The sequence below is a fragment of the Alkalimonas sp. genome (genome assembly GCF_020831925.1).
Classification (GTDB): Bacteria; Pseudomonadota; Gammaproteobacteria; order Enterobacterales; family Alteromonadaceae; genus Alkalimonas.
The window spans coordinates 145,501-167,546 of the sequence record NZ_JAFIFQ010000002.1 but is presented as its reverse complement, the minus strand read 5'-3'; the positions used below and the strand labels follow the sequence as shown (position 1 = coordinate 167,546).

Annotated in this window: 18 protein-coding genes; 11 read left to right on the top strand and 7 right to left on the bottom strand. The window is 49.0% G+C overall.

The genetic code is table 11. The features are described 5' to 3' along the window. Nucleotides 1-498 precede the first annotated feature (498 nt). From JJU14_RS01640 to JJU14_RS01630, 3 genes are all read left to right on the top strand, one after another. Complete coding sequence (locus JJU14_RS01640; RefSeq protein ID WP_228610854.1) at nucleotides 499-1,869, top strand: MATE family efflux transporter; 1,371 nt, start codon at nucleotides 499-501, stop codon at nucleotides 1,867-1,869. Next, nucleotides 1,863-3,854, top strand: coding sequence for an excinuclease ABC subunit UvrB (gene uvrB / locus JJU14_RS01635; RefSeq protein ID WP_228610858.1), 1,992 nt, complete (start codon nucleotides 1,863-1,865; stop codon nucleotides 3,852-3,854). The genes JJU14_RS01640 and uvrB overlap by 7 nt, the downstream gene beginning before the upstream one ends. 112 nt (nucleotides 3,855-3,966) lie before the next feature. Beyond that, the gene (locus JJU14_RS01630) at nucleotides 3,967-4,752 is read left to right on the top strand and encodes a putative porin (protein ID WP_228610853.1); all 786 of its coding nucleotides are present in this window, start codon (nucleotides 3,967-3,969) and stop codon (nucleotides 4,750-4,752) included. Here the strand turns inward: JJU14_RS01630 and JJU14_RS01625 are convergent. Both JJU14_RS01625 and JJU14_RS01620 read right to left on the bottom strand, forming a co-directional pair. Then, nucleotides 4,740-6,290: a sensor domain-containing diguanylate cyclase gene (locus tag JJU14_RS01625; RefSeq protein WP_228610852.1), complete on the bottom strand. Its 1,551-nt coding sequence runs from the start codon at nucleotides 6,288-6,290 to the stop codon at nucleotides 4,740-4,742. The two genes, JJU14_RS01630 and JJU14_RS01625, sit on opposite strands and share 13 nt — an antisense overlap. Before the next feature lie 44 nt (nucleotides 6,291-6,334). Further along, nucleotides 6,335-6,949 carry a thymidine kinase gene (locus JJU14_RS01620; protein WP_228610851.1) on the bottom strand — a complete coding sequence of 205 codons (615 nt, stop codon included), beginning with the start codon at nucleotides 6,947-6,949 and terminating at the stop codon, nucleotides 6,335-6,337. Nucleotides 6,950-7,096: 147 nt separating this feature from the next. Here JJU14_RS01620 and JJU14_RS01615 point away from each other — a divergent pair, with 147 nt between their 5' ends. Next, nucleotides 7,097-7,516 carry an MAPEG family protein gene (locus JJU14_RS01615; protein ID WP_228610850.1) on the top strand — a complete coding sequence of 140 codons (420 nt, stop codon included), beginning with the start codon at nucleotides 7,097-7,099 and terminating at the stop codon, nucleotides 7,514-7,516. 34 nt (nucleotides 7,517-7,550) lie between these two features. After that, a complete protein-coding gene (locus tag JJU14_RS01610; protein WP_228610849.1) occupies nucleotides 7,551-7,940 on the top strand; it encodes a DUF2750 domain-containing protein in 390 nt (129 codons plus the stop codon). Nucleotides 7,941-7,988: 48 nt separating this feature from the next. On the opposite strand, the gene JJU14_RS01605 is transcribed toward JJU14_RS01610, so the two are convergent. From JJU14_RS01605 to tsaA, 3 genes are all read right to left on the bottom strand, one after another. After that, the gene (locus JJU14_RS01605; protein ID WP_228610848.1) at nucleotides 7,989-9,719 is read right to left on the bottom strand and encodes a proline--tRNA ligase; all 1,731 of its coding nucleotides are present in this window, start codon (nucleotides 9,717-9,719) and stop codon (nucleotides 7,989-7,991) included. 77 nt (nucleotides 9,720-9,796) lie between these two features. Next, on the bottom strand, nucleotides 9,797-10,849 hold the full coding sequence (locus tag JJU14_RS01600) for a galactose oxidase (protein WP_228610847.1): 1,053 nt from the start codon (nucleotides 10,847-10,849) through the stop codon (nucleotides 9,797-9,799). Then, nucleotides 10,809-11,531, bottom strand: a complete 723-nt coding sequence (gene tsaA, locus JJU14_RS01595) for a tRNA (N6-threonylcarbamoyladenosine(37)-N6)-methyltransferase TrmO (RefSeq protein WP_228610846.1) — start codon at nucleotides 11,529-11,531, stop codon at nucleotides 10,809-10,811. The genes JJU14_RS01600 and tsaA overlap by 41 nt, the downstream gene beginning before the upstream one ends. Nucleotides 11,532-11,718: 187 nt before the next feature. Here tsaA and purU point away from each other — a divergent pair, with 187 nt between their 5' ends. Next, nucleotides 11,719-12,555: a formyltetrahydrofolate deformylase gene (gene purU, locus JJU14_RS01590; protein ID WP_228610845.1), complete on the top strand. Its 837-nt coding sequence runs from the start codon at nucleotides 11,719-11,721 to the stop codon at nucleotides 12,553-12,555. 75 nt (nucleotides 12,556-12,630) lie between these two features. Then, nucleotides 12,631-13,155, top strand: coding sequence for an H-NS histone family protein (locus tag JJU14_RS01585; RefSeq protein WP_228610844.1), 525 nt, complete (start codon nucleotides 12,631-12,633; stop codon nucleotides 13,153-13,155). Between the two features lie 66 nt (nucleotides 13,156-13,221). Here the strand turns inward: JJU14_RS01585 and JJU14_RS01580 are convergent, their stop codons facing one another. Next, entirely contained in the window at nucleotides 13,222-13,965 is a 744-nt protein-coding gene (locus JJU14_RS01580; protein WP_228610843.1) for a YciK family oxidoreductase, read from the bottom strand. A gap of 217 nt (nucleotides 13,966-14,182) precedes the next feature. Here JJU14_RS01580 and JJU14_RS01575 point away from each other — a divergent pair, with 217 nt between their 5' ends. From JJU14_RS01575 to JJU14_RS01565, 3 genes are all read left to right on the top strand, one after another. Continuing rightward, on the top strand, nucleotides 14,183-16,564 hold the full coding sequence (locus JJU14_RS01575) for a VolA/Pla-1 family phospholipase (protein WP_228610842.1): 2,382 nt from the start codon (nucleotides 14,183-14,185) through the stop codon (nucleotides 16,562-16,564). Nucleotides 16,565-16,644: 80 nt separating this feature from the next. Continuing rightward, complete coding sequence (gene sohB, locus JJU14_RS01570; RefSeq protein WP_228610841.1) at nucleotides 16,645-17,637, top strand: protease SohB; 993 nt, start codon at nucleotides 16,645-16,647, stop codon at nucleotides 17,635-17,637. Nucleotides 17,638-17,639: 2 nt separating this feature from the next. Beyond that, complete coding sequence (locus JJU14_RS01565; RefSeq protein WP_228610840.1) at nucleotides 17,640-18,287, top strand: thiopurine S-methyltransferase; 648 nt, start codon at nucleotides 17,640-17,642, stop codon at nucleotides 18,285-18,287. Between the two features lie 9 nt (nucleotides 18,288-18,296). Here JJU14_RS01565 and JJU14_RS01560 read toward each other — a convergent pair whose 3' ends face one another. After that, a complete protein-coding gene (locus JJU14_RS01560; RefSeq protein ID WP_228610839.1) occupies nucleotides 18,297-19,640 on the bottom strand; it encodes a dicarboxylate/amino acid:cation symporter in 1,344 nt (447 codons plus the stop codon). 169 nt (nucleotides 19,641-19,809) lie between these two features. On the opposite strand from JJU14_RS01560, the gene JJU14_RS01555 reads away from it, so the two are divergent. Further along, nucleotides 19,810-22,038 carry an Ig-like domain-containing protein gene (locus JJU14_RS01555; RefSeq protein WP_228610838.1) on the top strand — a complete coding sequence of 743 codons (2,229 nt, stop codon included), beginning with the start codon at nucleotides 19,810-19,812 and terminating at the stop codon, nucleotides 22,036-22,038. The last annotated feature ends 8 nt before the right edge of the window (nucleotides 22,039-22,046 follow it).

Genomic DNA, 22,046 nt, shown 5'->3' with positions numbered 1-22,046 from the left:
TAACCAACTGAGCTACTGAGGAACAGCAAACAACGGCGGCAATACTAATGCCAGTCCGGAATACTGTCAACAGGAAAGCCTGTGCATTTTTTGATTTTCGAACTGCTTGGACACAGAATCGTCAATCCTTGGTTACCATTTCACAAGGGCAGGTGAAACTGCTGATGTTTTAACCGGACAAACCACTTACCCACAGAAGCTGTGGATAAGTCTGTTAATTACACGGTGATGCCTTAAGCAATCATAGACAATATAAGGGTTAGAGCTTGGTCAATAGGATTGCGATAAAAAATAATAGCATTAATTATCAGTAGCTTACATAATTGTTGTTGTTGGGTTGATATAGGCCCTTTGCTGGGCAGGGATTGTTCAGTGCAATGAGCAAATGTGGACTAAATTGACATTTAACCCTTGTTTTGCTGGTTTTTGGTGACTGACGTGGTATCGGATGCTGCTTTTCATTACAATAGCGCCTTCCGATTGCAACGGGTTGCAGGTATGTCTGTCCCAGATAAGCGCTCTTTATTGCACAATGACATTGGGTCAACGCTGTATCGTATGACTGTGCCGATGTTAATTGGTATGTTTACCTTAATGAGCTTTAACTTGGTTGATACCTTTTTTATCAGTCTACTTGGCACCAAAGAGTTGGCTGCCGTGAGCTTTACCTTTCCAATAACCTTTACCTTTATCAGTTTGGCTATTGGCCTTGGTATTGGTACTTCAGCTGTGATTGCGAAAGCGCTTGGGAGTGGCAATACTCAAGAGGCTAGGGCTGATGCTCTAGCTTCGCTCTGGTTAGCGGCTTATTTGATGGTGGCGCTCACCTTTATTGGGTGGTTGGCGCACGACAGCTTGTTTCGGCTGCTCGGTGCCAGTGATGACATTTTGCCGCTTATTCGACAGTACATGTTGATTTGGCTCGCTGGTGCAGTATTTTTGATGATCCCCATGATTGGAAATAGTGTATTGAGAGCTGCCGGAGATACCCGGCTACCAGCCTATATTATGGCTGCCGGTGGTGTGATTAATGCGGTGTTGGATCCTTTATTGATTTTCGGTCTAGGGCCTTTCCCAGCGCTTGGTATGCAGGGAGCTGCCCTTGCCAGTGTTGTTTCCTGGGTTTGTGGTAGCTTGGTGGTCTTGCTGGTATTGCATCAGCGTCGTTTAATTGACCAGGGGTGGCAGGTGTGGCGAAAAGCACTGCCGATTTATCGAAAAATTCTGCGTATTGGTTTTCCGGCTGCTGGCGCCAATATGTTAACCCCTCTGGCTATGGCGGTTCTGACAGCCATTATTGCAAGTCATGGAGCAGAAGCGGTCGCTGCCTTTGGTGTTGGTATTCGCCTGGAGAGCATGGCTTGTCTGGTGGTGTTGGCGCTATCCACAACCTTGCCACCTTTCATAAGTCAAAACTATGGGGCGGGTTATCTGTCTCGTGTACAAGCTGCCTATAAGCAGAGCATCCGTTTTATTTTGGTGTGGCAACTGGTTGTTTATGGTCTGTTGGCTTTATTAGCCGTGTGGATAGCCCGGATTTTTTCTGCAGATGCCGAAGTGCAGCGCCTGATCGAGCTGTTCTTGTGGATCTTGCCAGTAGGCTATGGTTTGCAAGGACTGATTATTCTAACCAACTCATCGCTAAATGCTTTGCATTTACCCTTGCAAGCGCTAGGCCTTAGTATTTGTCGCTTGTTTGTTTTCTATGTACCTTTTGCCTGGTTAGGTGGTCAACTGGCCGGTATACAGGGACTTTTTATCGGCTGCTTAGTGGCCAATCTGTGTATGGCTTTGCTCAGTTATTTTTGGTTTCAACGTGCCTTGCAGCGAATGGAGTTATCTGAGGCTTCACAAGGAGTGGCATCATGAAAGCGTTTCGACTGGTCTCCGACTATCAGCCGGCAGGCGATCAACCGGAGGCTATTGCCAAGCTGGTGGATGGGCTGGAATCGGGGTTGGCACATCAAACCTTACTCGGTGTTACAGGCTCGGGCAAAACCTTTACCATGGCGAACATCATTCAGCAGGTAAGCCGTCCGACGCTGATTATGGCCCATAATAAAACCCTCGCTGCGCAGTTGTATGGTGAGATGAAAGCCTTCTTCCCGGACAACGCGGTCGAATACTTTGTCTCTTACTACGATTATTATCAGCCAGAAGCCTATGTGCCATCCACCGATACCTTTATTGAAAAAGATGCTTCCATCAACGAGCATATTGAGCAAATGCGTCTCTCTGCTACAAAAGCACTGATGGAACGGCGCGATGTGGTGATTATTGCCTCGGTTTCTGCCATTTATGGTTTAGGTGACCCTGAGTCATACATGAAGATGCTGCTGCATCTTCGTCAGGGCGATACGCTGGACCAGCGTTTTATACTGCGGCGTTTGGCAGAGCTGCAGTACCAGCGCAATGATCTGGCCTTTGAGCGCGCCAGTTACCGGGTTCGTGGCGATGTTATTGATATTTTCCCGGCCGAGTCAGATAGTTTTGCCGTTCGGGTGGAATTGTTCGATGAAGAAGTGGAACGTATTAGTTTGTTTGATCCCCTGACCGGCAGCATTGAAAAAGTGGTTTCACGTTACACCATCTACCCAAAGACCCATTATGTTACTCCGCGTGAAAAAATACTCGCCGCCGTTGAAAACATCAAAGTTGAGTTGCAGCATCGCAAGCAGCAGTTGCTGGCGGATAACAAATTGGTGGAAGAGCAACGCCTGACCCAGCGAACCCAGTTTGATATAGAAATGATGGTTGAGCTTGGTTATTGCTCTGGTATTGAAAACTACTCTCGCTACTTATCTGGTAGAATGCCGGGTGAGCCACCGCCAACGCTGTTGGATTATTTTCCGGCCGACGGTCTGATGTTTATTGATGAATCGCACGTCACTATTTCGCAGATTGGTGCCATGTACAAGGGCGATCGTTCGCGCAAAGAAAACCTTGTCAATTATGGCTTCCGCTTGCCATCTGCACTGGATAACCGGCCCTTGAAGTTTGAAGAGTTTGAAAGCATTGCGCCCCAGCGGATCTATGTATCCGCTACGCCGGCTAAGTATGAGCTGGAAAAATCCGCTGGTGAGGTGGTGGAGCAGGTGGTGCGGCCAACCGGACTGATTGATCCGGAGATTGAAATCCGCCCGGTTGCAACCCAAGTGGATGATCTTTTATCGGAAGCTTATCTGCGGGCAACGCGTAATGAGCGGGTACTGGTAACCACGCTGACGAAGAAAATGGCCGAGGATCTTACCGATTACTTGCAAGAGCATCAGGTGAAGGTGCGTTACCTGCACTCAGATATTGATACGGTGGAGCGGGTTGAGATCATTCGCGATTTACGATTAGGTGTGTTTGATGTGTTGGTAGGCATTAACTTACTTCGCGAAGGGTTGGACATTCCCGAAGTTTCATTGGTAGCTATTCTGGATGCTGATAAAGAAGGCTTTTTGCGCTCTGATCGCTCTTTAATTCAAACCATTGGTCGAGCTGCCCGTAACCTGCATGGTAAAGCTATCTTGTACGCCGACTCCATTACCGGTTCCATGCAGCGTGCCATGGACGAAACCGAGCGTCGGCGGAATAAGCAAATTGCGTTTAATGAAGCCCATGGTATCACGCCCAAAGGTTTGAATAAGAAAATCGCTGATGTGATGGACCTGGCGCAGCAGCCATCTGATAAGAAAATGGTTGCTGAGCAGGCTGCTGCCTACCATCATGACCGCAATGCACTGGCCGATGAGATGAAGGCGCTAGAAAGCCAAATGCGGTTGCATGCAGAAAATCTTGAGTTTGAGCAAGCCGCGGCATGCCGTGACCGTTTGCAACTGCTGCAGCGACAGTTGCTGCAAGACTAAGCAATCAATGACCCAGAATACCTTGCTGATGGTAATGTTCAGTTTTCATTAAGTTTCAGAACGCTAGCATGCCGCCAATCGTTTTACTTAGTAGCATTAAGGATAAGAAATTATGAAGCGTACTCTGCTTGCCTCTTTACTGTCGGTGGTTTCTATTTCCAGCATGGCAGCCAGTTATCAGCATGAATCGACCGTTCACTATAACTGGGGCGATGTGGCTCAGGCTGATCTACAGCGCTTTGATCTGTCGCACCGCTTTTATCTTACGCCGGTGCAGGGCAATGTAGCGGCTCCATTTGCCGAAGCAGCATTCCTTGGTCGTAATAGCAGTGTGTTTGGCGATTATGTGCGTGGTACCTTAAAAGAGGATGGTTTAAAAGAAAGCTTTTCTGCCTGGCGTCTGGGTGGCAAATACATGGACAGCAGCCATAACTTTTATGTTAGTTTTGAGTATGAAAGCATCAATCGCTCCAGCACAAAGTCGGCACTGACCCAACTGGGCTATTTTTTCGACTCGGATTGGCTGGTGACTTTTGATATTGATCATACACGTCCAGATAGTACCGGCACCCGCACCGAGTTTGGTTTTAGTACGAAGAAGCTGATGCGTCTTCCAACCGGTGATCACCTGAATGTAGAAGCCAGTTACCGTGATTTGCGTAGCACCAGTCGAAACGCCTACAGCTTTGGTGGTGATTACTATTTCGGCAAAGAGTTGTCGGTTGGTTTATTTTACGACTGGACGTCGAAAAACATGATCAGCACAGAGCGTGATTCATTCACGGTGCGTGGGCAGTGGTTCCCAGTGGCAAATCTGGCAGTACGGGCTTCGGTTAGTTTCGATAGCTTTGAAACCGGGGAAGACTTGTATACCTTAGGTGCCAGCTATCGCTTCTGATTGCCGGGCGGGAGCCTGCCGTTTTCGGACGGCAGGATCACTTCGGCCCGATTTCGCCCCTGAGCTTTTGCGCGGTAAAGGGCGCTGTCGGCCTCATTAATCAGTTCACTGCTGCTGGTATTTTTGTCTGGCTCGGTCAGGCTGGCCCCAAGGCTGATAGTAAGCTGCCGGGCCGGTGCTTTCGCATGGACAATGGATAATTGCTCGATACGACTCCGCAGGTTTTCCAGCAACAGGCGAAGATCAGCTGCTGAGCAGCCAGGGACAATAATCGCAAACTCTTCACCACCATAGCGAGCCACCAGCTCGCCTTGTCGCTTGATGGTTTCTGACAGTTGCCCGGCCACTTGCTTTAACACATCATCACCGGCAAGGTGCCCATAGCTGTCGTTGTAGCTCTTGAAGTAATCAATATCTGCCATGATAAGGCCCAGAGGCAGATGCAGGCGGGCACAGCGGTTTAGCTCTTGTTGCAGTATCAGATCGAAGTGGCGGCGATTGGCTATGCCAGTAAGACCATCACGACTGGCAAGTTCCTGCAGCTCGCGATTGGCTTGCAACAGCTCTTGCTGCATTTGCTCCAGAGACAAGCGGTAATTAATGTTCTGTATGGTGTTGCCAATCATATTGCCAACTAATTTGAGACGGCGTATATCTGAGTTGGTCCAGGCACGTTTGCGCGCGACCATATCGCAGCCAACAAAACCAATCAGTTGACCCTGACTATACATAGCTGAACAAAGAATCGACTGAATATCTTCATTTCTGAACTCTTGCTTTTCAAGTGCAGCTTCAGCAGGAAGTTGCTCAATGTCGGAAGCTACAAAAACATGCTGCTTTTGCAGGACTTGCCAAATATAAGGTTGTGATGATTCAGGCATATTTTGTAGATGTTCTTTGTGCGAGGATACACCAGTACGTACCCATTCATGAGTATTGCTCATCAGGGTCATGTCGTCATGGAATAAAAACACATAACTTCGATCGGCATGGCAGAACTCACCAAGAGCGGTTAAAGCATCCTCAATATGGGTATCAAGTTCATCTGGTTGTACATTAATTAGCTCTGCGGAGATTAATGAAATCAACTTGTCAAAAGCGAGTGCCTCTTCTAGTTCACTGACTTCATGTGTGCTGCTCTGCCCGGCTGCAGCAATATCATGAGGTTGCTCAGGTTTTAATACAATGAGTACCGATTTACTCAGGGTAAAGCTTAGCTGTATCAGCCTCGATTCCAGTTGTACTCTGAATTTATTCTGGTTAAGACAAACAACCTGGTGCAGTGAAGAGCCACCTAGCGCTAGCAACAGTGGATTTTGAACCAGACCAAGCACTTCGTTGCTATCCGGCTCGGTCAGCTCGATATGGCGGATATCGCTTAAGCTCAACACCTGCTGGCTTGGTTTTAGCCCAAGGAGTTGAAGTGCCTGTTGATTGGCAAAAATATCAGGTTTCGCGGTATCTTTTAACAAGACCGCAATGGGAAGCGCATCGATAATGGCCCAAAAGTGCGGCGTATCTTTTCGTTCTGTTGGCATGCACAGCCTCGTTGCCTTGAGGCGCTTCGCGCCTACTATAAAAGCTAGCTTAGCGTAGCTGTGGCAGTATGACAAAGCGTTTCCTCGGGCGGGGACGACCAAACCAATTCTTTGAAATGTGCCCGGCACATCGACACATAACGTTCATTGCCGCCAATTTGAATTTGATCACCGTGTCGGCTTGGCTTGCCATCAGCATCCAGCCGCACCACAAAGTTGGCTTTGCGGCCACAATGACAAACAGTTTTCAGCTCGACCAGCTTATCGGCCCAGGCCAATAAAGCTTCGCTACCGGCAAAGGTAGCACCAGTAAAGTCCGTACGCAGGCCATAAGCCAGCACAGGAATATTCAGTGCATCCACTACATCGGTTAGCTGCCGCACCTGAGCCCGGCTAAGAAACTGTGCTTCATCGATCAACACACAATCAACAGACTGTGTTTTTAGCTCGTTGTAAAAATGAAAATCTGAGTCGAACAAGGTAGCAGGCATGGATAATCCAATGCGTGAACTGATCACACCTTCACCGAAACGGTTGTCTATTGCAGCGGTAAACAGGGCGACTTGCATACCGCGCTCGCGGTAATTGTAGGCGCTCTGCAGCAAGGAGGTAGATTTACCAGCATTCATTGCCGAGTAATAGAAATAAAGTTGAGCCATAAGTGCTCCGATGCATAAATGATGCGAGTATATCAGAGGATGCTATGAATTTGACCGCTTTGTTCAACCTTGCTTAGCCAGCGCTGGTATCCGTTAGCCGGATGCTATAAGCTGAGCAAAAATTCAGGGTGAGTGAGTAATGACGTGATGGATAAATGGTTGCTATTGACGGTCTTTGGTCAGGTGTTGCTAACCAGTGTGGTACTGGTGTTGATGGGGCGTCGACGTTTCGCTGCTGCGCGCCGTGGGGAGTTGACAATGGATGCTTTTCAGTTGATGCAACTCGATAAAGCAAGTGCAAAGGTGATTGCCACTGGCCGCAATTTTGACAATCAATTTCAAATGCCCATGCTGTACTTGTTTTCAGTTGTGTTTATTTTACAGCAGGGGTTGGCTGATACGGCTTTTGTATTGATGGGGGCCTTTTATCTGTTGTTGCGGGTCGGCCATGCTGTGATCCATACCGGCAGTAACCGCTTGCGCTGGCGCTTTCGCACCTTCATTTACAGTTGTGCTGTACTTTGGGTGATTTGGCTGCGTTTGTTGTGGTTGGTTTTTTTCGGATAAATCAGGCCGGACAGCTCCGGTAAAAGTGAGGGAAATGATGGAATATCAGTTAAATCAAGATGAATTGGATAAGTTGGTTCAGTTAACTCCGGAGCAGCGGTACGAGTACTTTGTGCATGCGGCTGCAGATCTGGATGCGATTTGGATCCTGGTGGATGATGAAGGCTTCGTGCTGGTGAGTGCCGAAGATGAGCGTTGCATTCCAGTTTGGCCCCATGCGGAGCTGGCTGAGCTTTGGATTGATGGCGAGTGGAGCGAGTGTCAGGCTCAATCCATTCCATTAGCCACCTGGTTAGAAAAGTGGACATCTGGTTTGCAGGGCGATGAGTTGGCCATAGCCGTGTTTCCAGATGCTGAAGGTCCTGGAGTGGTGGTTAATCCGCTTGAGCTGGAAGAAGCCTTGCAGGCTGAACTGAGCGATTGAAAGATGGATCCGCTTCAGGGCTTGGCCCTGAAGCGGATAAGAAACAACTTAAATTGTCTGGATCTTGGCTTGCATCTCGGCCACAACCGCATCCAGCGTAAGTAAAGATTTTTCACCAGTACGGCGGTGCTTGTACTCCACCTGTTGCTGGTCCAGGTTACGCTCACCAATCACAATCTGATGCGGAATACCGATCAATTCCATATCGGCAAACATCACGCCAGGCCGCTCTTTGCGATCATCAAATAGCACCTCAAAACCAGCTGCGGTCAATTGCTCATACAGCTGTTCAGCCGCTTGCTGAATGCGGACCGACTTGTGCATATTCATTGGGATCAGAGCGATTTGGAAGGGAGCAATGGCATCTGGCCAGATAATGCCATGTTCGTCATGGTTTTGCTCAATGGCCGCAGCCATGATGCGGGAAACCCCAATCCCGTAGCAGCCCATGGTCAGGATCTGGTTTTTACCATCTTCATTCAACACACCGGCTTTCATTGCCTGAGAGTATTTATCCCCCAGCTGGAAGATGTGTCCGACCTCAATACCACGGCGGATTTCCAGGCTGCCCTTACCACAAGGACTGGCATCGCCACTAACCACATTGCGTAAATCAGCTGTGTCAAAGTCTGGAATGTCCCGCAGCCAGTTCACGCCGGTCAAATGAAAGCCTGTTTCATTTGCACCACAAATAAAATCGGCCAGCTGAGCAGCGCTGTGATCGGCAATCACTGGAATATCAAGACCAACCGGGCCCACTGAGCCGGGCTGGGCACCGGTAAGCTGCAGGACTTCAGCTTCGCTGGCAAATGTTAGAGGTTGAGCTACGAGCGGATGTTTTTCTGCTTTTATTTCATTTAGTTGATGATCACCACGTAAGACCAGTGCAACGAAAGCAGTGCCGGTTGCATCTGCATCCTGTTGTGCATGGACAAACAAGGTTTTGGCAATCTGAACTGGCGTTACCGCAAGCAAAGTGGCTACTTCATCCACACTGCCGGCATTTGGCGTGCTGACTTTGGTCAGTGAATGAGTCGGCGCAGGTCGTTCGTTCAGGGGAGCTAAGGCGGCCGCCATTTCAACATTGGCCGCATAATCACTCTCGGTTGAGAAGGCGATGGCATCTTCACCGGAGCTAGCCAATACATGAAACTCGTGCGAGACGCTGCCGCCAATAGCACCACTGTCTGCCAGTACTGCCCGAAAATCCAGTCCCAAACGGGTGAAGATATTGGTGTAAGCCTGGTACATGGCGTCGTAGGTTTTTTGCAGGCAATCCTGTGACAGATGGAAAGAGTAGGCATCTTTCATCAGAAACTCACGTGCTCGCATCACGCCAAAGCGAGGCCGCCGTTCATCGCGGAACTTGGTTTGGATCTGGTAAAGATTCAATGGTAATTGTTTGTAACTGGTGACTTCACGGCGAATCAGATCGGTAATGACTTCTTCGTGGGTTGGCCCAAGCACAAAGTCACGTTGATGGCGGTCCTGAAAACGCAGCAGTTCTGCATCCATCTGTTCCCAGCGGCCACTTTCCTGCCACAGTTCAGCATTCTGTACCATCGGCATTAAGACTTCGATAGCGCCGGCTTTATCCAGCTCCTCACGAACAATACGTTCAACTTTGCGTAAGGTGCGCACGCCGGTTGGCAGGTACGTGTATAAACCGGATGCCAGCCGGCGGACCAGACCAGCACGCAGCATCAGCTTGTGGCTGACCACTTCAGCATCGGCTGGGTTTTCTTTCATGGTGGAGAGTAAATACTGGCTACTGCGCATTGTCGACCCTGTCTGCAGTTTATAAAATTGCCGTATTCTAGCAAGGGCATGACGGCAACGCCATGCCCAATCATCAGCTATTTTACCCGCTCAATGCTGTGCTGAATGACTTGAGGCGTCACCTGCTGATCGGCCAGCATGCCACCGATAGAGTAGATGGTGTTATTCACTTTCACCAGACCCTGCAAGTCCATCACTGGTGTGGTTGGTTTTGCAGCAAGCCAGGCTTGTTTGGCCGGAGAGTACAGCCAGACATTGGCTTCCGGCTGGGCTTTGATGCCTTGCTCACTGATGCCGTCAAAGTGGTAAAAGGTCTTGCTCCCGCCCATGAAGACCGCAACCGCTTCACCATCCACTGTGCTTTCGATGGCAGCCATCCGAAATCGAGCCTGACCAGTTGGGTGGGGGATAGGTTGCCACTCAATGCGCAGTGCATTGCGTGCATTGATTTTTCCTTGGTAGCAGGCAGGTTCGGTGGCTTTAACCCGTTGGCCACTCTGATAATCCAGACTGACGCCATCGCAAAAAACGATATGGTCATTGACGATTGCACCGGCAAGGCCATAGCTGGCTTTGCCTGGCATTGGGGTTGCCTGACTCCACTGCTGGGTAAAGTTATCAAAGACCTGTACCAGATTAACCGCACCATCATCACTCCAGCCGCCAACCAGATAGACGTAACGATCCTGATAGGTCAGGGCCAGCGTATCGTCCACTGGCACAGGGATAGGATTGACTCTTGTGTAGCGCTGGGTGACTGGGTTAAAGCGGTAGCTTTCAACCGAGGTATTGCGATTGCCCTGACGATCGACGCTGTAGCCACCAAAGACAAAAAAATTATTATTTAGTGCTACGGCACTGGCTGCAACACGGCCGGTTAAGCGCGTCTGGCTGGGAACCTCCGGCATGCTGCTCCAGCCAAACTCACCAACGGTATGCACCCATACTTTATTGTGCATGTCCTGACTGCTTTTGCCCTGACCCATGCCCATCATGCTGATCACGTAGGTTTTGCCACGCACCGTTGCACTGGCCACCGCATTGTTGCTGACTGGCTCGGGTAATGGCGGTAGTGCCAGCACGCTGCCACTAACCAGCAAGCTCACCAAGGGGAGTGATCGCATAGACATAATGGTGTTCTCCTGTCACTTTCCATTGAATATTTAAGTTATAGAGTGTCATACCATAGCTCTGTTCGCCAGTGTGTTTCTTTTTATAAGGCGGCCTTGGATCTTGTTTCAACACCTTTTCGATCAAAGTTTTAAGTTCTGGCCAACGGCTCTGACGTTGACAAAACTGCTCCGCTTCAGCAGAGAAGCTCACCGTCATTGCGGTTTCAGGCGCGGTGTCGGCAAAACTGGCGCTGGCATATGGGATAGCATCTGAGTAGGGCAGATAAGGCTTAATATCCAGGATGGGTGTACCATCCAATAAATCAATACCTGCTAAATCCAGTTGCCACTGCTTATTGACGCAGCGGACCCCTTCCAATTGTACGACAGAAAGCCCAATTGGATTAGGACGAAAGGTCGCGCGAGTGGCAAACACGCCTTTGCGGGTATTTCCGCCAAGGCGCGGAGGGCGTACCATCGGAGACCAACCCTTGTCCGCGGTTTCATGGAAAACAAACATCAGCCAGAGATGACTGAACTCTTCAATGCCACGGATAAAAGGCTCGGCATTGTAGGCTTCAGCAAAAATTAACTGCGCTTTGGCTTCGAGGACTAAGCCAGGCTGACGTGGGATGGCAAATTTTTGTTTGTAAGGAGAGCGGATAGTGCCAATCACATTAAATGCAAATTGCTGCTGCATAGGCCTGCTGGAGTTCTGTTCTAAAGCAATGACATAGTATGCCAGCTGTGGCAGTAAAACACCAAGCTGGTCGTAATCTTATTATTCTTAGCTATAATTATTTTGGCTATCTAAATGTCTTTATTTCTGGATGGGTGCAAAGTACTATGAATCATCGAACCAGATAAAAAACAGTGAGAGCTGCCCGATGGAGCGTAAGATTTTACGGACCGAATGTCCGGACTCGAAAGGATTAATTGCCCAGATTACCGGCATTTGTTTTCAGCATCAGTTAAATATTATTCGCAATACCGAATACGTTGATCCAGTATCTGGCCAGTTTTACATGCGGACTGAGTTGGAAGGACAGTTTGACGATGCCAGGCTCCTCTCCGATTTGGACCGCATATTGCCTGCAGGCAGTGAGCGCAGTTTAGGTTCCGCCACCAAACGCAAGCGGGTGGTTATCCTGGTCACGAAGGAGTCGCACTGCCTGGGAGATATCCTGATGAAGGTATTCGATGGCAGCCTGCAGCTGGATATAGTCGCTGTGCTTGGGAACTATAATGAATTGGCTGGTTTGGCGGAGCGTTTCTCCATTCCTTTTCATCATATTTGCCATCAGCAATTAAGCCGTGTTGCGCATGAGCAGGCGATGCTTGAGTTGATTGAGCACTATGCTCCGGATTATCTGGTGCTGGCAAAGTTTATGCGGATTTTAACACCGGATTTTGTGGGTCGCTTCCCTGAGCAGATTATTAATATTCACCATAGTTTTTTGCCTGCCTTTATTGGAGCTAAACCTTACCAGCAAGCCTTTGAACGTGGCGTTAAAATCATTGGAGCGACCGCGCACTTTGTCAACAATGAACTGGATGAAGGCCCCATTATTGAACAAATGGTCAGTCGGGTTGATCACAATTACAGTGCTCAGGATATGGCAAAAGCCGGTCGTGATGTTGAAAAAGCAGCGCTATCCAGAGCATTGCAGTTAATACAAGAAGACCGGGTTTTTGTACACGGCAATAAAACGGTGCTGCTTTGAAGGTTTCTGGAAATATAATTGAGAACCATGTTAGTATGCTGATATTCACTCTAGCAATCTTATTGAGGTCGTACGATGTCATTATTATTAAATAAAAAAGATTTAAAGAAAGCAGCTGAAGAGTTATCGGTTATTAAGTTGCAAGATGTGATCGGCCAACTAAACGATGTGCTGGAAGAGCGACAGCGTGAGGCTGAAACGATTGAAGAGCTAAAAGCTCTGGCGAAGCAAAAAGGCTTTTCATTGCAGCAGTTAGGCTTTCAAGTACAGCATGAACTGGTCAGCTCAGAGGTGCCAGGTAGCTCAGCAGACAAAAGACCGGTCAAACCTAAGCTGAAAACTATCAATAAAGAAAAACAATACTTTTATGTTGATGGTGGAAAACTTCAATTATTAAAAACTCATACCATGAAGCAAGGGTTACGGGATCGCGGCATTGATATTCTTTCTTACAGTGATGTCAGTAAAAAACACCAAAAAGAAGTGCAAGCTTTGTTGGTAGAAGCTGAAAAACAAGCTATTGCAAACTTTAATGCTAAAGTGAAAGTCTGGAACCTGTGGGCCGAAGCGAACGGTGGTGAGCAGTTAAGTGCCAAGTAATCTTTGATTCTAAACAAAAGCCCTGATGTTGTCACATCAGGGCTTTTTACGCATTGTTATCGAGCTTTATTTCGGCTGGGCATCCAGCGACTGACCGTTGATGTTGATACTGTCATCTCCCATTAAATACAAGTACAACCACATCAAATCAGCCGGTGTTTTTAATTGCTGAGCATTTTCTGCCGGATAAGCTCTAGCGCGCATGCTGGTGCGGGTGGCTCCCGGGTTGATGCAATTGACCCGAATGCTGCTACCGGCATACTCATCAGCCAGGGTTTGCATTAAACCTTCAGTGGCAAACTTGGATACCGCATAACTTCCCCAGTAGGCTCGTCCCTGACGACCAACCCCGGAAGAAGTAAACACTATTGAGCTGTGGGCGGCTTTGCGCAGCACCGGCATCAGTGCCTGGGTCATCAGCATCGGGCCAGTCAGGTTCACTTGCAGCACATCTTGCCAAATATCAGCTTTGATGTGCTCAAATGGGGCTAAGCCACCCAAGATACCTGCATTGTGTAGCAGGCCATCCAAGCGGCCGAATTCAGCAAGAATGGTGGCGGCTAAATCCTGATAGTGTTTTTGGCTGGCGCCTTTTAAGTCAAGCGGGACTATGGCTGGCTCTGGCCATTGGCTGGCGCAAATTTCATCGTAAACAGCCGTCAGTTTGTCGGTGGTTTTACCCAATAAAATAACAGTGGCGCCGTAGCGGGCAAAGGTCAATGCGGCTTCTTTACCGATACCATCACCAGCACCAGTCACCAGAATAACCTTGTCAGTCAGTAAGTTTGCCGGGGCCTGATAACTCTTCATTGCAATGTAAGGTCCTTGTTTCAAAGGCCGACAGCATACGCCTTTTGCACTTTTTTTTCATCTTTTGCGACAGAAGCGTTGTTTTCAGCTAGCGATTTCTGTTTGATTGGGTTAAGTTTAACTGGTCTAAGCTGTTGGTGTAGACAGCTCAAACTTAAAAAAGATCAGTCAACACACGCTGTTGCAAAAACAAAAAAGTGAGGACAGGGGAGAATCTATGAAAAAGCTTGCGATTAGTCTGGCGGTAGCCGCTGCATTGGGCCTTACTGCTTGTGGCGATTCACTGGAAGATATTCAACAACAGGTAGAGCAAGAGGGCTCACAGGTCATTGCTGCCTCACGGGTGGTGTTTGATCCGGGTGCAGGTGCAGTGTCGGTGCCCAATGACTTATTATTCCTAGGCACCACCGATGGTACCTTGACATTGGATAGCGGAAGCCAAAATTATGCCGATCCACAGACAGCGCTTGGTGTACTGGATGGCTGGTCGACGCAAAACCCCTTTAGCATAGAACTGCGTTTTGCTCCTGGTGTTGGTTTAAATGCGCAATCAGCCAGTGCTCCAGGTGCTGTGCGTATTTTTGAAGTCGTGATGGGCGGTCCAACTTCCAGTGTGGATCAATGCCGAGCTGTACCTCAGGGCGTAGCCTGTCAACTGGTGGGTGAGCTTGCCTTTGGTCAAGACTTTGTGACTGCCGCAACGGGCAACAACGTCGCCGTGATCCCCATTCGGCCATTAAAAGCAAAGACCACCTATATTGTTGCTTTGACCAATACCTTGCAGGATTCTGAAGGCCGCGCTATTAAACCATCGACCACCTATGAACTGTTACAACAGGATCTGAATACCTTGCCACTTGGTTCTGCGCAACAACGCCAGCTGCAAGGTGTGATCAATAGCTTTGAATCTGTAGTGTCTTCAGGCGGCCTAAGCCGGTCCAGTATTATTTATACTGCGGCTGTAACGACTCAGTCTACCGCCGATGTGTTGGCAACCACTAAGCAGCTGCTGGCAGCCGGCATTCAGCAAGGTGCTCAACCCGTGGTCCAGGTTCAGGATACCGGCTTACGTGTCTCAGATATTAGCCCTCAATTTCCAGTGGCACAGGGCTTTGGGCTGGTCCGCTTGTTCCAGGGTACCGTCACATTGCCATATTACTCCGGTGTTCCAACAGAAGATGATCCAATGGGACCCCTCAATACAAGCTGGACAGCTCGATGTGATAGTGGGGCTATTATCGCAAGCCTGAGTCAGGAGCAAATTACAGCCATTGAAGCTGGGATCACGGATCCTGCACAGTTGCAAAACGATGGTTTCTGCAATGCCGCCTCTGGCGGAGCATTGCGTGATTTTGGTTTGGATGAGCGTCGTCATTTAACCAAGTTCAACACCATTCCATTGCCGCGGATGCAGGCTTCACTGGCGGTGCAAATGACGTTGCCTGATGAGGATGTTTTTACTAAACCTGCCAATGGTTGGCCCGTGGTGATGCTGCAGCATGGTATTACTTCCTGTAAAGAGAATATGTTAGCAGTCACCAGCGCTTTAACTCAGGCTGGTTTCGCTACCGTGGCAATCGATCACCCATTGCATGGGAGTCGTGGATTTGGCCCCTTAAATGCATCAGGTGCTTCCTGTGGTCAGCAAGGCAATGCCACTGTCTATATGAACTTGGGCAACTTGCCTGTGACTCGGGACAACCTGCGCCAGAGTATTGCTGATATGCTGGGTTTACGCTTGGCGCTAAACTTTACACAAGGCGCACAGCTTGATACCAGTACAGTGCATGTGCTTGGGCACTCACTTGGTGCTATAGCCGGCTCTTCTATGGTTGCTTTGGCCAATACGCCAACGGGCAACCCTCAGTTGGACTTCCTTTACCGGGTACAAAGTGTGGGCCTGGCGATGCCAGGTGGTGCAGTTGCTAACTTCTTACTGGATTCGCCGCAGTTTGGAGGTTTAATCAAGGCCAGCGTTATTTTGGGTGCTGGTGATGCCAATAGTTCAGCTTTAGCTGGTTTTGCTATCCAGGCTGGTTGTCCGATGCCGGATTCTGTATCACAAGCGGTATTTACCGGTTGTGTAGCTCAGCATGTTGATAACTTCTTGGCGGAGTTAACTATGGGTGGTGAGACAGCTGCCTTGGCACAAATTAGTGGTAATCTGACCCGCTTTGCTTTTGCTGCTCAAACCATTACTGATTCTGGTGATCCAAACAACTACCTGCAGCAGCTGTTAGCAACGGAGACTCCGGTGCATATCCTGATGGTAGCCGGTGATGATGAGAATCTTCCGGATCAGGTGATCCCAAATGGCTTCTTTTCACCAATGGCAGCCCTTCAGGCTGGCAAGATGCCACTGGCAGGTACTGAACCTATGGCGCGTTTGCTACAAGCTGATACAGTGGATGCTGTTGCTGGCCCTGTGATGGTGGATGGCGCAACCATCAGCCGTTTTGTGGCTGGTGATCATGGCTCCATCTTAAGCCCTGCTGCCAGCCCAGCGGTAACTGTTGAAATGCAAAGCCAGATGGCGAGTTTCTTCGCCACAGGCGGTGCTACAGTAGTAGTGACCAACCCAGCGGTATTGCAGGACTAAGCTTTGATGCTCTTTAATAAAGCCCGGTTCGCCGGGCTTTATTTTTATGTACAATATCTAAAAAAGCACAGGAGAATCACGTGGACTTTTTATACGAATATGGCCTTTTTCTGGCAAAGGCAGCCACCATTGTTATTGCGATAGGAATTGTCATCGGATTGGCGGCTGGTGCAGCTATGCGTAACAAGCCAAAAAAAGGTGAGTTTCAGTTTACGGATTTATCCGAGGAGTTTGCCAGGTTGCAGACCGATTTAAAAGCGGAGCTGATGGATAAAAAGGTGTTTAAACGCTGGCTCAAAGAGCAAAAAAAGAAAGAAGATAAGCCACGCCAAACAACTTTTGTTATCGACTTTCATGGCAGCATGGGTGCTTCTGAGGTGGATGCATTGCGGGAAGAAGTAACGGCTGTACTGGCTGCCGCAGAAGATGGTGATGAGGTTCTTGTCAGGCTGGAAAGTGGCGGGGGGGTGGTGCATGGCTATGGCCTGGGTGCTTCGCAGCTTGAACGATTGCGACAACGTGGCATTGAACTGACCGTTGCTGTTGATAAAGTGGCTGCCAGTGGTGGCTACATGATGGCCTGCATTGCCAACCGTATTATTGCGGCACCTTTTGCCATTGTTGGCTCCATTGGTGTTTTGGCCCAGCTACCTAACTTTCATCGCTTTTTGCAAAAAAATGACATTGATTTTGAACAATTTACTGCAGGCGAATACAAAAGAACCGTCACGCTCTTTGGCGAGAATACCGACAAAGGGCGGGAAAAGTTTCAGCAGGAGCTGGAACAAACCCATCAGTTGTTTAAAGAGCATGTCTATAGTCACCGTGATGTTCTGAACATGGAACAGGTTGCTACCGGCGAGTACTGGTTGGCTACTCAAGCTTTGGAGTACAAACTGGTTGATGCCTTGCAAACCAGTGATGATTTTATATTGCAGCGTGTGCAGCAGCGGCGGATATTACAGGTGAAATTCCAGCCCCGTAAAAAGCTTGCGGAGCGGATGGGGGCTGGTGCCAGTGTCGCGCTGCAACAAATATGGCAAAAGCTACCTTTCTGGCACTGGAGTAGGTGACGATGGATGCTGCATTCTGGTTGGAATGCTGGCAGCAACCGTTACCAGGCTTTCACTTAGATCAAGTGCATCCGTTGTTGCCGGCTTGCTGGTCTCGGGTATGGCAACCCGAACATAAGCAAGTGTTGGTGCCGCTTTGCGGCAAGAGCTTGGATATGCGCTGGTTGCAACAGCATCTGCCGGTATTGGGTGTGGAGCTGGCTGAGCGGCCCTGCCATGAATTTTTTACTGAACATGGTCTGGATGTGAAGTGTCATGCTACTGATGGGTTTATCTGTTATCAGGGCGATGGTATTTGTCTCTTGCAGGGAGACTTTTTCCAGTTGTCGGTAAATCAATTGCAAGGCCCTTGCTTGGTGTATGATAGGGCAGCGTTAATTGCGTTGCCGGAATCTATGCGCCAAGAGTACGTCCAGCATCTACGGCAGCTGCTACCGGTTGGCAGCACGATACTGTTGTTAAGCCTGGAGTATCCGTCGACTGAAAAGCAAGGTCCACCTTTTGCAGTGCCAGCCGCAGAGGTGCTGCAGTTGTTTATGGGTTGTCGCATAGAGCTGTTGGCTATTCGTAACCTGACCGGTCAGGGCTTTGCCCGCCGGGCCTTTGTAACTAGCTCATTGCTGGAAAAGGCCTGGCGGATTCAGCTGTGATGGTTTAACTCAACTATTGTGCAGATGCTTGAAGTCAACGGATTCTTCGTCTTTGCGCCCAGCATTCGGATCGTTAAAGACGGTTTCATCGAGTTGATTCTCACTTTTGGCAATGACACAGGAAACCATCGAGTCACCGGTGATATTGACGGAGGTGCGAGTCATATCAAGTAGGCGATCCACCCCGATAATCAGTGCAATCCCTTCCACAGGCAAGCCAACTTGCTGCAGTACCATGGCCAGCATAATCAGGCCAACGCCAGGGACGCCGGCCGTACCAACTGATGCCAGCGTAGCGGTCAATACCACCATCAGGTAGTCGGTGAGGCTAAGATCGACACCAAAGACCTGGGCTATAAATACCGTGGCAACACCCTGCATAATAGCAGTACCATCCATATTGATGGTCGCCCCAAGCGGAACAGTGAAAGAGCCAATACTGTTTTTTACCCCAAGCTTTTTGGTGACTGTCTCAAGGGTGACTGGTATGGTGGCATTGCTGCTGGATGTACTAAAAGCAAACAGGGCGGCATCGCGCATCTTGCGCAGAAAGATAATGGGGTTCAGGCCGGTAAGTAGTTTGAGCAGCACAGGGTAAGTCAAAAAACCATGCAACAGCAAGACGCCCAGGACCACAAAGAAATAAGCGGCCAGGCTGCTGAACATATCCAGTCCCATGGTACTGAACACCCGCACCATCAGACAGAAGACGCCGTAAGGTGCCAGGTTCATCAGAATGGTGACCAGCTTCATCACAATGGTGTTCAGATCCTGAAATAAGTCGGCAATACGCTCGCCGGTTTTACCACTCATGGCTGTTGCGATACCAAACAACACCGCAAAAATAATAATTTGCAGCATGTTGCCTTCGGCCATTGCGTTGATGGGGTTGCGGGGGAACATATTGATAATAACTTGAGCAAGCCCGGGTGCTTCAGCGGTGCTGAAACTTGCATCGCTGTGCATTTCCACGCCATGGCCAGGGCCAATCAGTAAGGCCGCCGTAATGGCCAGGGTAATAGCAACAGCGGTGGTAAATAAGTACAAGCCAACCGACTTGGCGCCTAATCGTCCGAGCGTACTGGCGTCGGATAAGGATGTAGTACCACAGACTAAGGAAATAAATACCAGCGGCACCACCAGCATTTGTAGGCTGGCAATAAATATCTGGCCACCTATGTGGAAGAGCCCATCAATAAAAAAAGCTTTAATGGGTAAATTAAACAGAAAGAGCGGCAGCAGCCGTTCTTCTTGTCCGGCCAGCAGCCATTGGAACAAAGCTCCAAGCACGATGCCCGCCACCATGCCGATGACAATTCGGCTGGTCAGGCTCAATTTTTTATTGTTTTGCATACTGCATTTCAGTGTGGCTTTAAAGATGCTTTAGGGTATCAGTTTGCCCTGATTCAACCAACAGCAATTGATTTTTTTTTAAAAAATGCTGTGACGGCTGGATAAATCGTGGGATAAGATACAGAATAGATATCAAACAATTAAAATTATAAAGCTTGGGAGCCTGTTGATGCGATCAATCCTGCTTGTGTGCACATCAGTAATTCTATCTGTTTTTTTAGTCGCCTGTGGTGGCGGAGGTACTCTGGAAACCGGAGGTGGCGGCGGTGGGACCGGTGGTACTGAACCTCAATATCAGCTGGCGCTGGTGTTAGTTAATGCTGACAATGTGGAAACATCCAGTCTGTCAGATCAACAACCGTTAACCGCGCGTGCAACCTTGACGGCTACCCAGAACGCAGGGGTGTCAGGTAAGGTCATTCGTTTTTCTGTTGACCAGCCGGGACTGGCTGTTTTATCGACAGGGACTGGCAGTGTACTAACCGATGCGAATGGGGTTGCTACCATTAACCTGGCAGCAGGCGATGTCAGTGGTGCCGGTGAATTAATTGCCGAGTTTATTGAAGGAGAGAATGTGCGTGCAGTGACCAGCACAGGCTTTCAATCTGCCGGTGATGGCGGTGGACAAGACGGCATCATCATTTCAAGCGTTCGTTTGTTAGCGGATCGCACCCAGCTCGGCTCTGGGGCGTCTGATTCAATCCAGCTTTCAGCATTGGTTCGTGACAATAACAATGTGCTGCTTGCCGGCGTTCCAGTTACCTTTGCAACGGACTCAGGTGAGTTGGTCGTGACTTCCGCCAGTACCGAGCAGGATGGGGTAGCCAAAGCAACCTTAACCAGTCAAATTGACAAATCAGTGCGGGATATCGTTGTCAGTGCTCGGGTGAATAATGTGCGTGACGAGTTGCTGGTGCGTGTCGTTGGTACCACACTTGAGGTGGTGTCACCTGCAGCTGTCGTCCTGGGGGATCAAGTTTCCATCAATTTCTCGTTACAGGACGCTGCCGGGCAAGGTATTGCTGGTCAGGTCTTAAATGTTTCGTCAGCGCTTGGGAATCCGTTAAGCCAGACAATGCCTATGACGGGAAGTAATGGCCAGGTTAGTATTAGCTACGATGCTGTGACCAGCGGTGACGATACCATTTTGGTGTCAGCGCTCGGCCTTAATCAGTCGATTAACCTCAGCGTTAAAGCGGATAGCTTTGTCTTTCTGGCAGCTGATGATGCACCTGCAATTCCTGAGGTGGACCTAAATACTCCGGAATCCATGCTGTTGGAGTGGTTAACTGACAATGTGCCGAATGCAAACCGTGATGTGTTGTTTTCTTCAACGCGTGGCAGTATTGCCAATACGGAAGCAGGTCTTAGTGCTCAAAGTGTTGTTGCTGAAGCCACCACCGATGGCGATGGTCAGGCTCAAGTATATGTTCAATCAGCTTTTGCTGGTTTAGCGACCATCTCAGCTCGCGGTGGAGATAATGAAGTCAGTACGCAAAAGCTGATTGAGTTTGTTGCGACCAATCCCACGAAGATGGAAGTGCAGGCATTCCCTGCTCAGCTGGTTCCTGGAGATAGCAGCTCGATTCGGGCTATTGTGCGTGACGCAAACAACAATCCGGTAAAAAACCAATTGGTTGCTTTTTCACTGGATAACAGTGCTGGTGGTTCCATCAGTTCAGGAACCGCAACCACTAACTCACAGGGTGTTGCCACTACATCGTTTACCGCAGACCTAACCACCGGTAGCGGTGTAGAAGGTGAGAATCTCATTATCAGTGCTTCTTTGGTGAGCAACTCTGCTGTAACCGATTCAACTGATATTGCGGTTGGTGGCAGAACCTTGTTCTTCAGGTTTGGTACTAGCAACATTGTCGAAACGCCGAGCAATAGCCTGTATCGTAAAGAGTTTTCTATCATTGTGACGGATTCATCGGGGAACCCGGTAGCAAATCAACCTTTGAATGTTGCTGCTGTGTCGTTGCGCTACCGTAAAGGCATTTGGATTAAAGATCCTCCGCCACCAGAAAGCTTTAAAACCTGGGTGCCGAATGTTACAGCCCACTGTTTAAGCGAGGATGTAAACTTTAATGGTATTTTGGATGATGGCGAAGATACCAATGGTGATGGTTTACTCACACCTGGGAATCTTGCCACGGTTCCGGCTACAGTTACCTCCAATGCGGATGGTATTGCTGTGTTCCATGTGACTTATCCACGTGATGTTGCACCTTGGTTGGATGTTCGTTTACAGGTAACTGGCTTTGCAGCGGGCACTGAGAATATCAGTTATCGTGAGTTTGGCTTGCCGGTTGCTGCAGCGGATGTGACTGTGGAAACATCTCCACCGCCAGCAAATCCGTTTGGTCAAAGTGCCAACTGTGGTGATACGCTCTAGCCATTGAT

What these genes read in the sequence shown, in the direction of transcription:
- JJU14_RS01640 (WP_228610854.1), top strand. Translation starts at nt 499, where the DNA reads ATGTCTGTCCCAGATAAGCGCTCTTTATTGCACAATGACATTGGGTCA.
- JJU14_RS01630 (WP_228610853.1), top strand. Translation starts at nt 3,967, where the DNA reads ATGAAGCGTACTCTGCTTGCCTCTTTACTGTCGGTGGTTTCTATTTCC.
- JJU14_RS01625 (WP_228610852.1), bottom strand. Translation starts at nt 6,290, where the DNA reads ATGCCAACAGAACGAAAAGATACGCCGCACTTTTGGGCCATTATCGAT.
- JJU14_RS01620 (WP_228610851.1), bottom strand. Translation starts at nt 6,949, where the DNA reads ATGGCTCAACTTTATTTCTATTACTCGGCAATGAATGCTGGTAAATCT.
- JJU14_RS01615 (WP_228610850.1), top strand. Translation starts at nt 7,097, where the DNA reads ATGGATAAATGGTTGCTATTGACGGTCTTTGGTCAGGTGTTGCTAACC.
- JJU14_RS01610 (WP_228610849.1), top strand. Translation starts at nt 7,551, where the DNA reads ATGATGGAATATCAGTTAAATCAAGATGAATTGGATAAGTTGGTTCAG.
- JJU14_RS01605 (WP_228610848.1), bottom strand. Translation starts at nt 9,719, where the DNA reads ATGCGCAGTAGCCAGTATTTACTCTCCACCATGAAAGAAAACCCAGCC.
- JJU14_RS01600 (WP_228610847.1), bottom strand. Translation starts at nt 10,849, where the DNA reads ATGTCTATGCGATCACTCCCCTTGGTGAGCTTGCTGGTTAGTGGCAGC.
- tsaA (WP_228610846.1), bottom strand. Translation starts at nt 11,531, where the DNA reads ATGCAGCAGCAATTTGCATTTAATGTGATTGGCACTATCCGCTCTCCT.
- purU (WP_228610845.1), top strand. Translation starts at nt 11,719, where the DNA reads ATGGAGCGTAAGATTTTACGGACCGAATGTCCGGACTCGAAAGGATTA.
- JJU14_RS01585 (WP_228610844.1), top strand. Translation starts at nt 12,631, where the DNA reads ATGTCATTATTATTAAATAAAAAAGATTTAAAGAAAGCAGCTGAAGAG.
- JJU14_RS01580 (WP_228610843.1), bottom strand. Translation starts at nt 13,965, where the DNA reads ATGAAGAGTTATCAGGCCCCGGCAAACTTACTGACTGACAAGGTTATT.
- JJU14_RS01575 (WP_228610842.1), top strand. Translation starts at nt 14,183, where the DNA reads ATGAAAAAGCTTGCGATTAGTCTGGCGGTAGCCGCTGCATTGGGCCTT.
- JJU14_RS01565 (WP_228610840.1), top strand. Translation starts at nt 17,640, where the DNA reads ATGGATGCTGCATTCTGGTTGGAATGCTGGCAGCAACCGTTACCAGGC.
- JJU14_RS01560 (WP_228610839.1), bottom strand. Translation starts at nt 19,640, where the DNA reads ATGCAAAACAATAAAAAATTGAGCCTGACCAGCCGAATTGTCATCGGC.
- JJU14_RS01555 (WP_228610838.1), top strand. Translation starts at nt 19,810, where the DNA reads ATGCGATCAATCCTGCTTGTGTGCACATCAGTAATTCTATCTGTTTTT.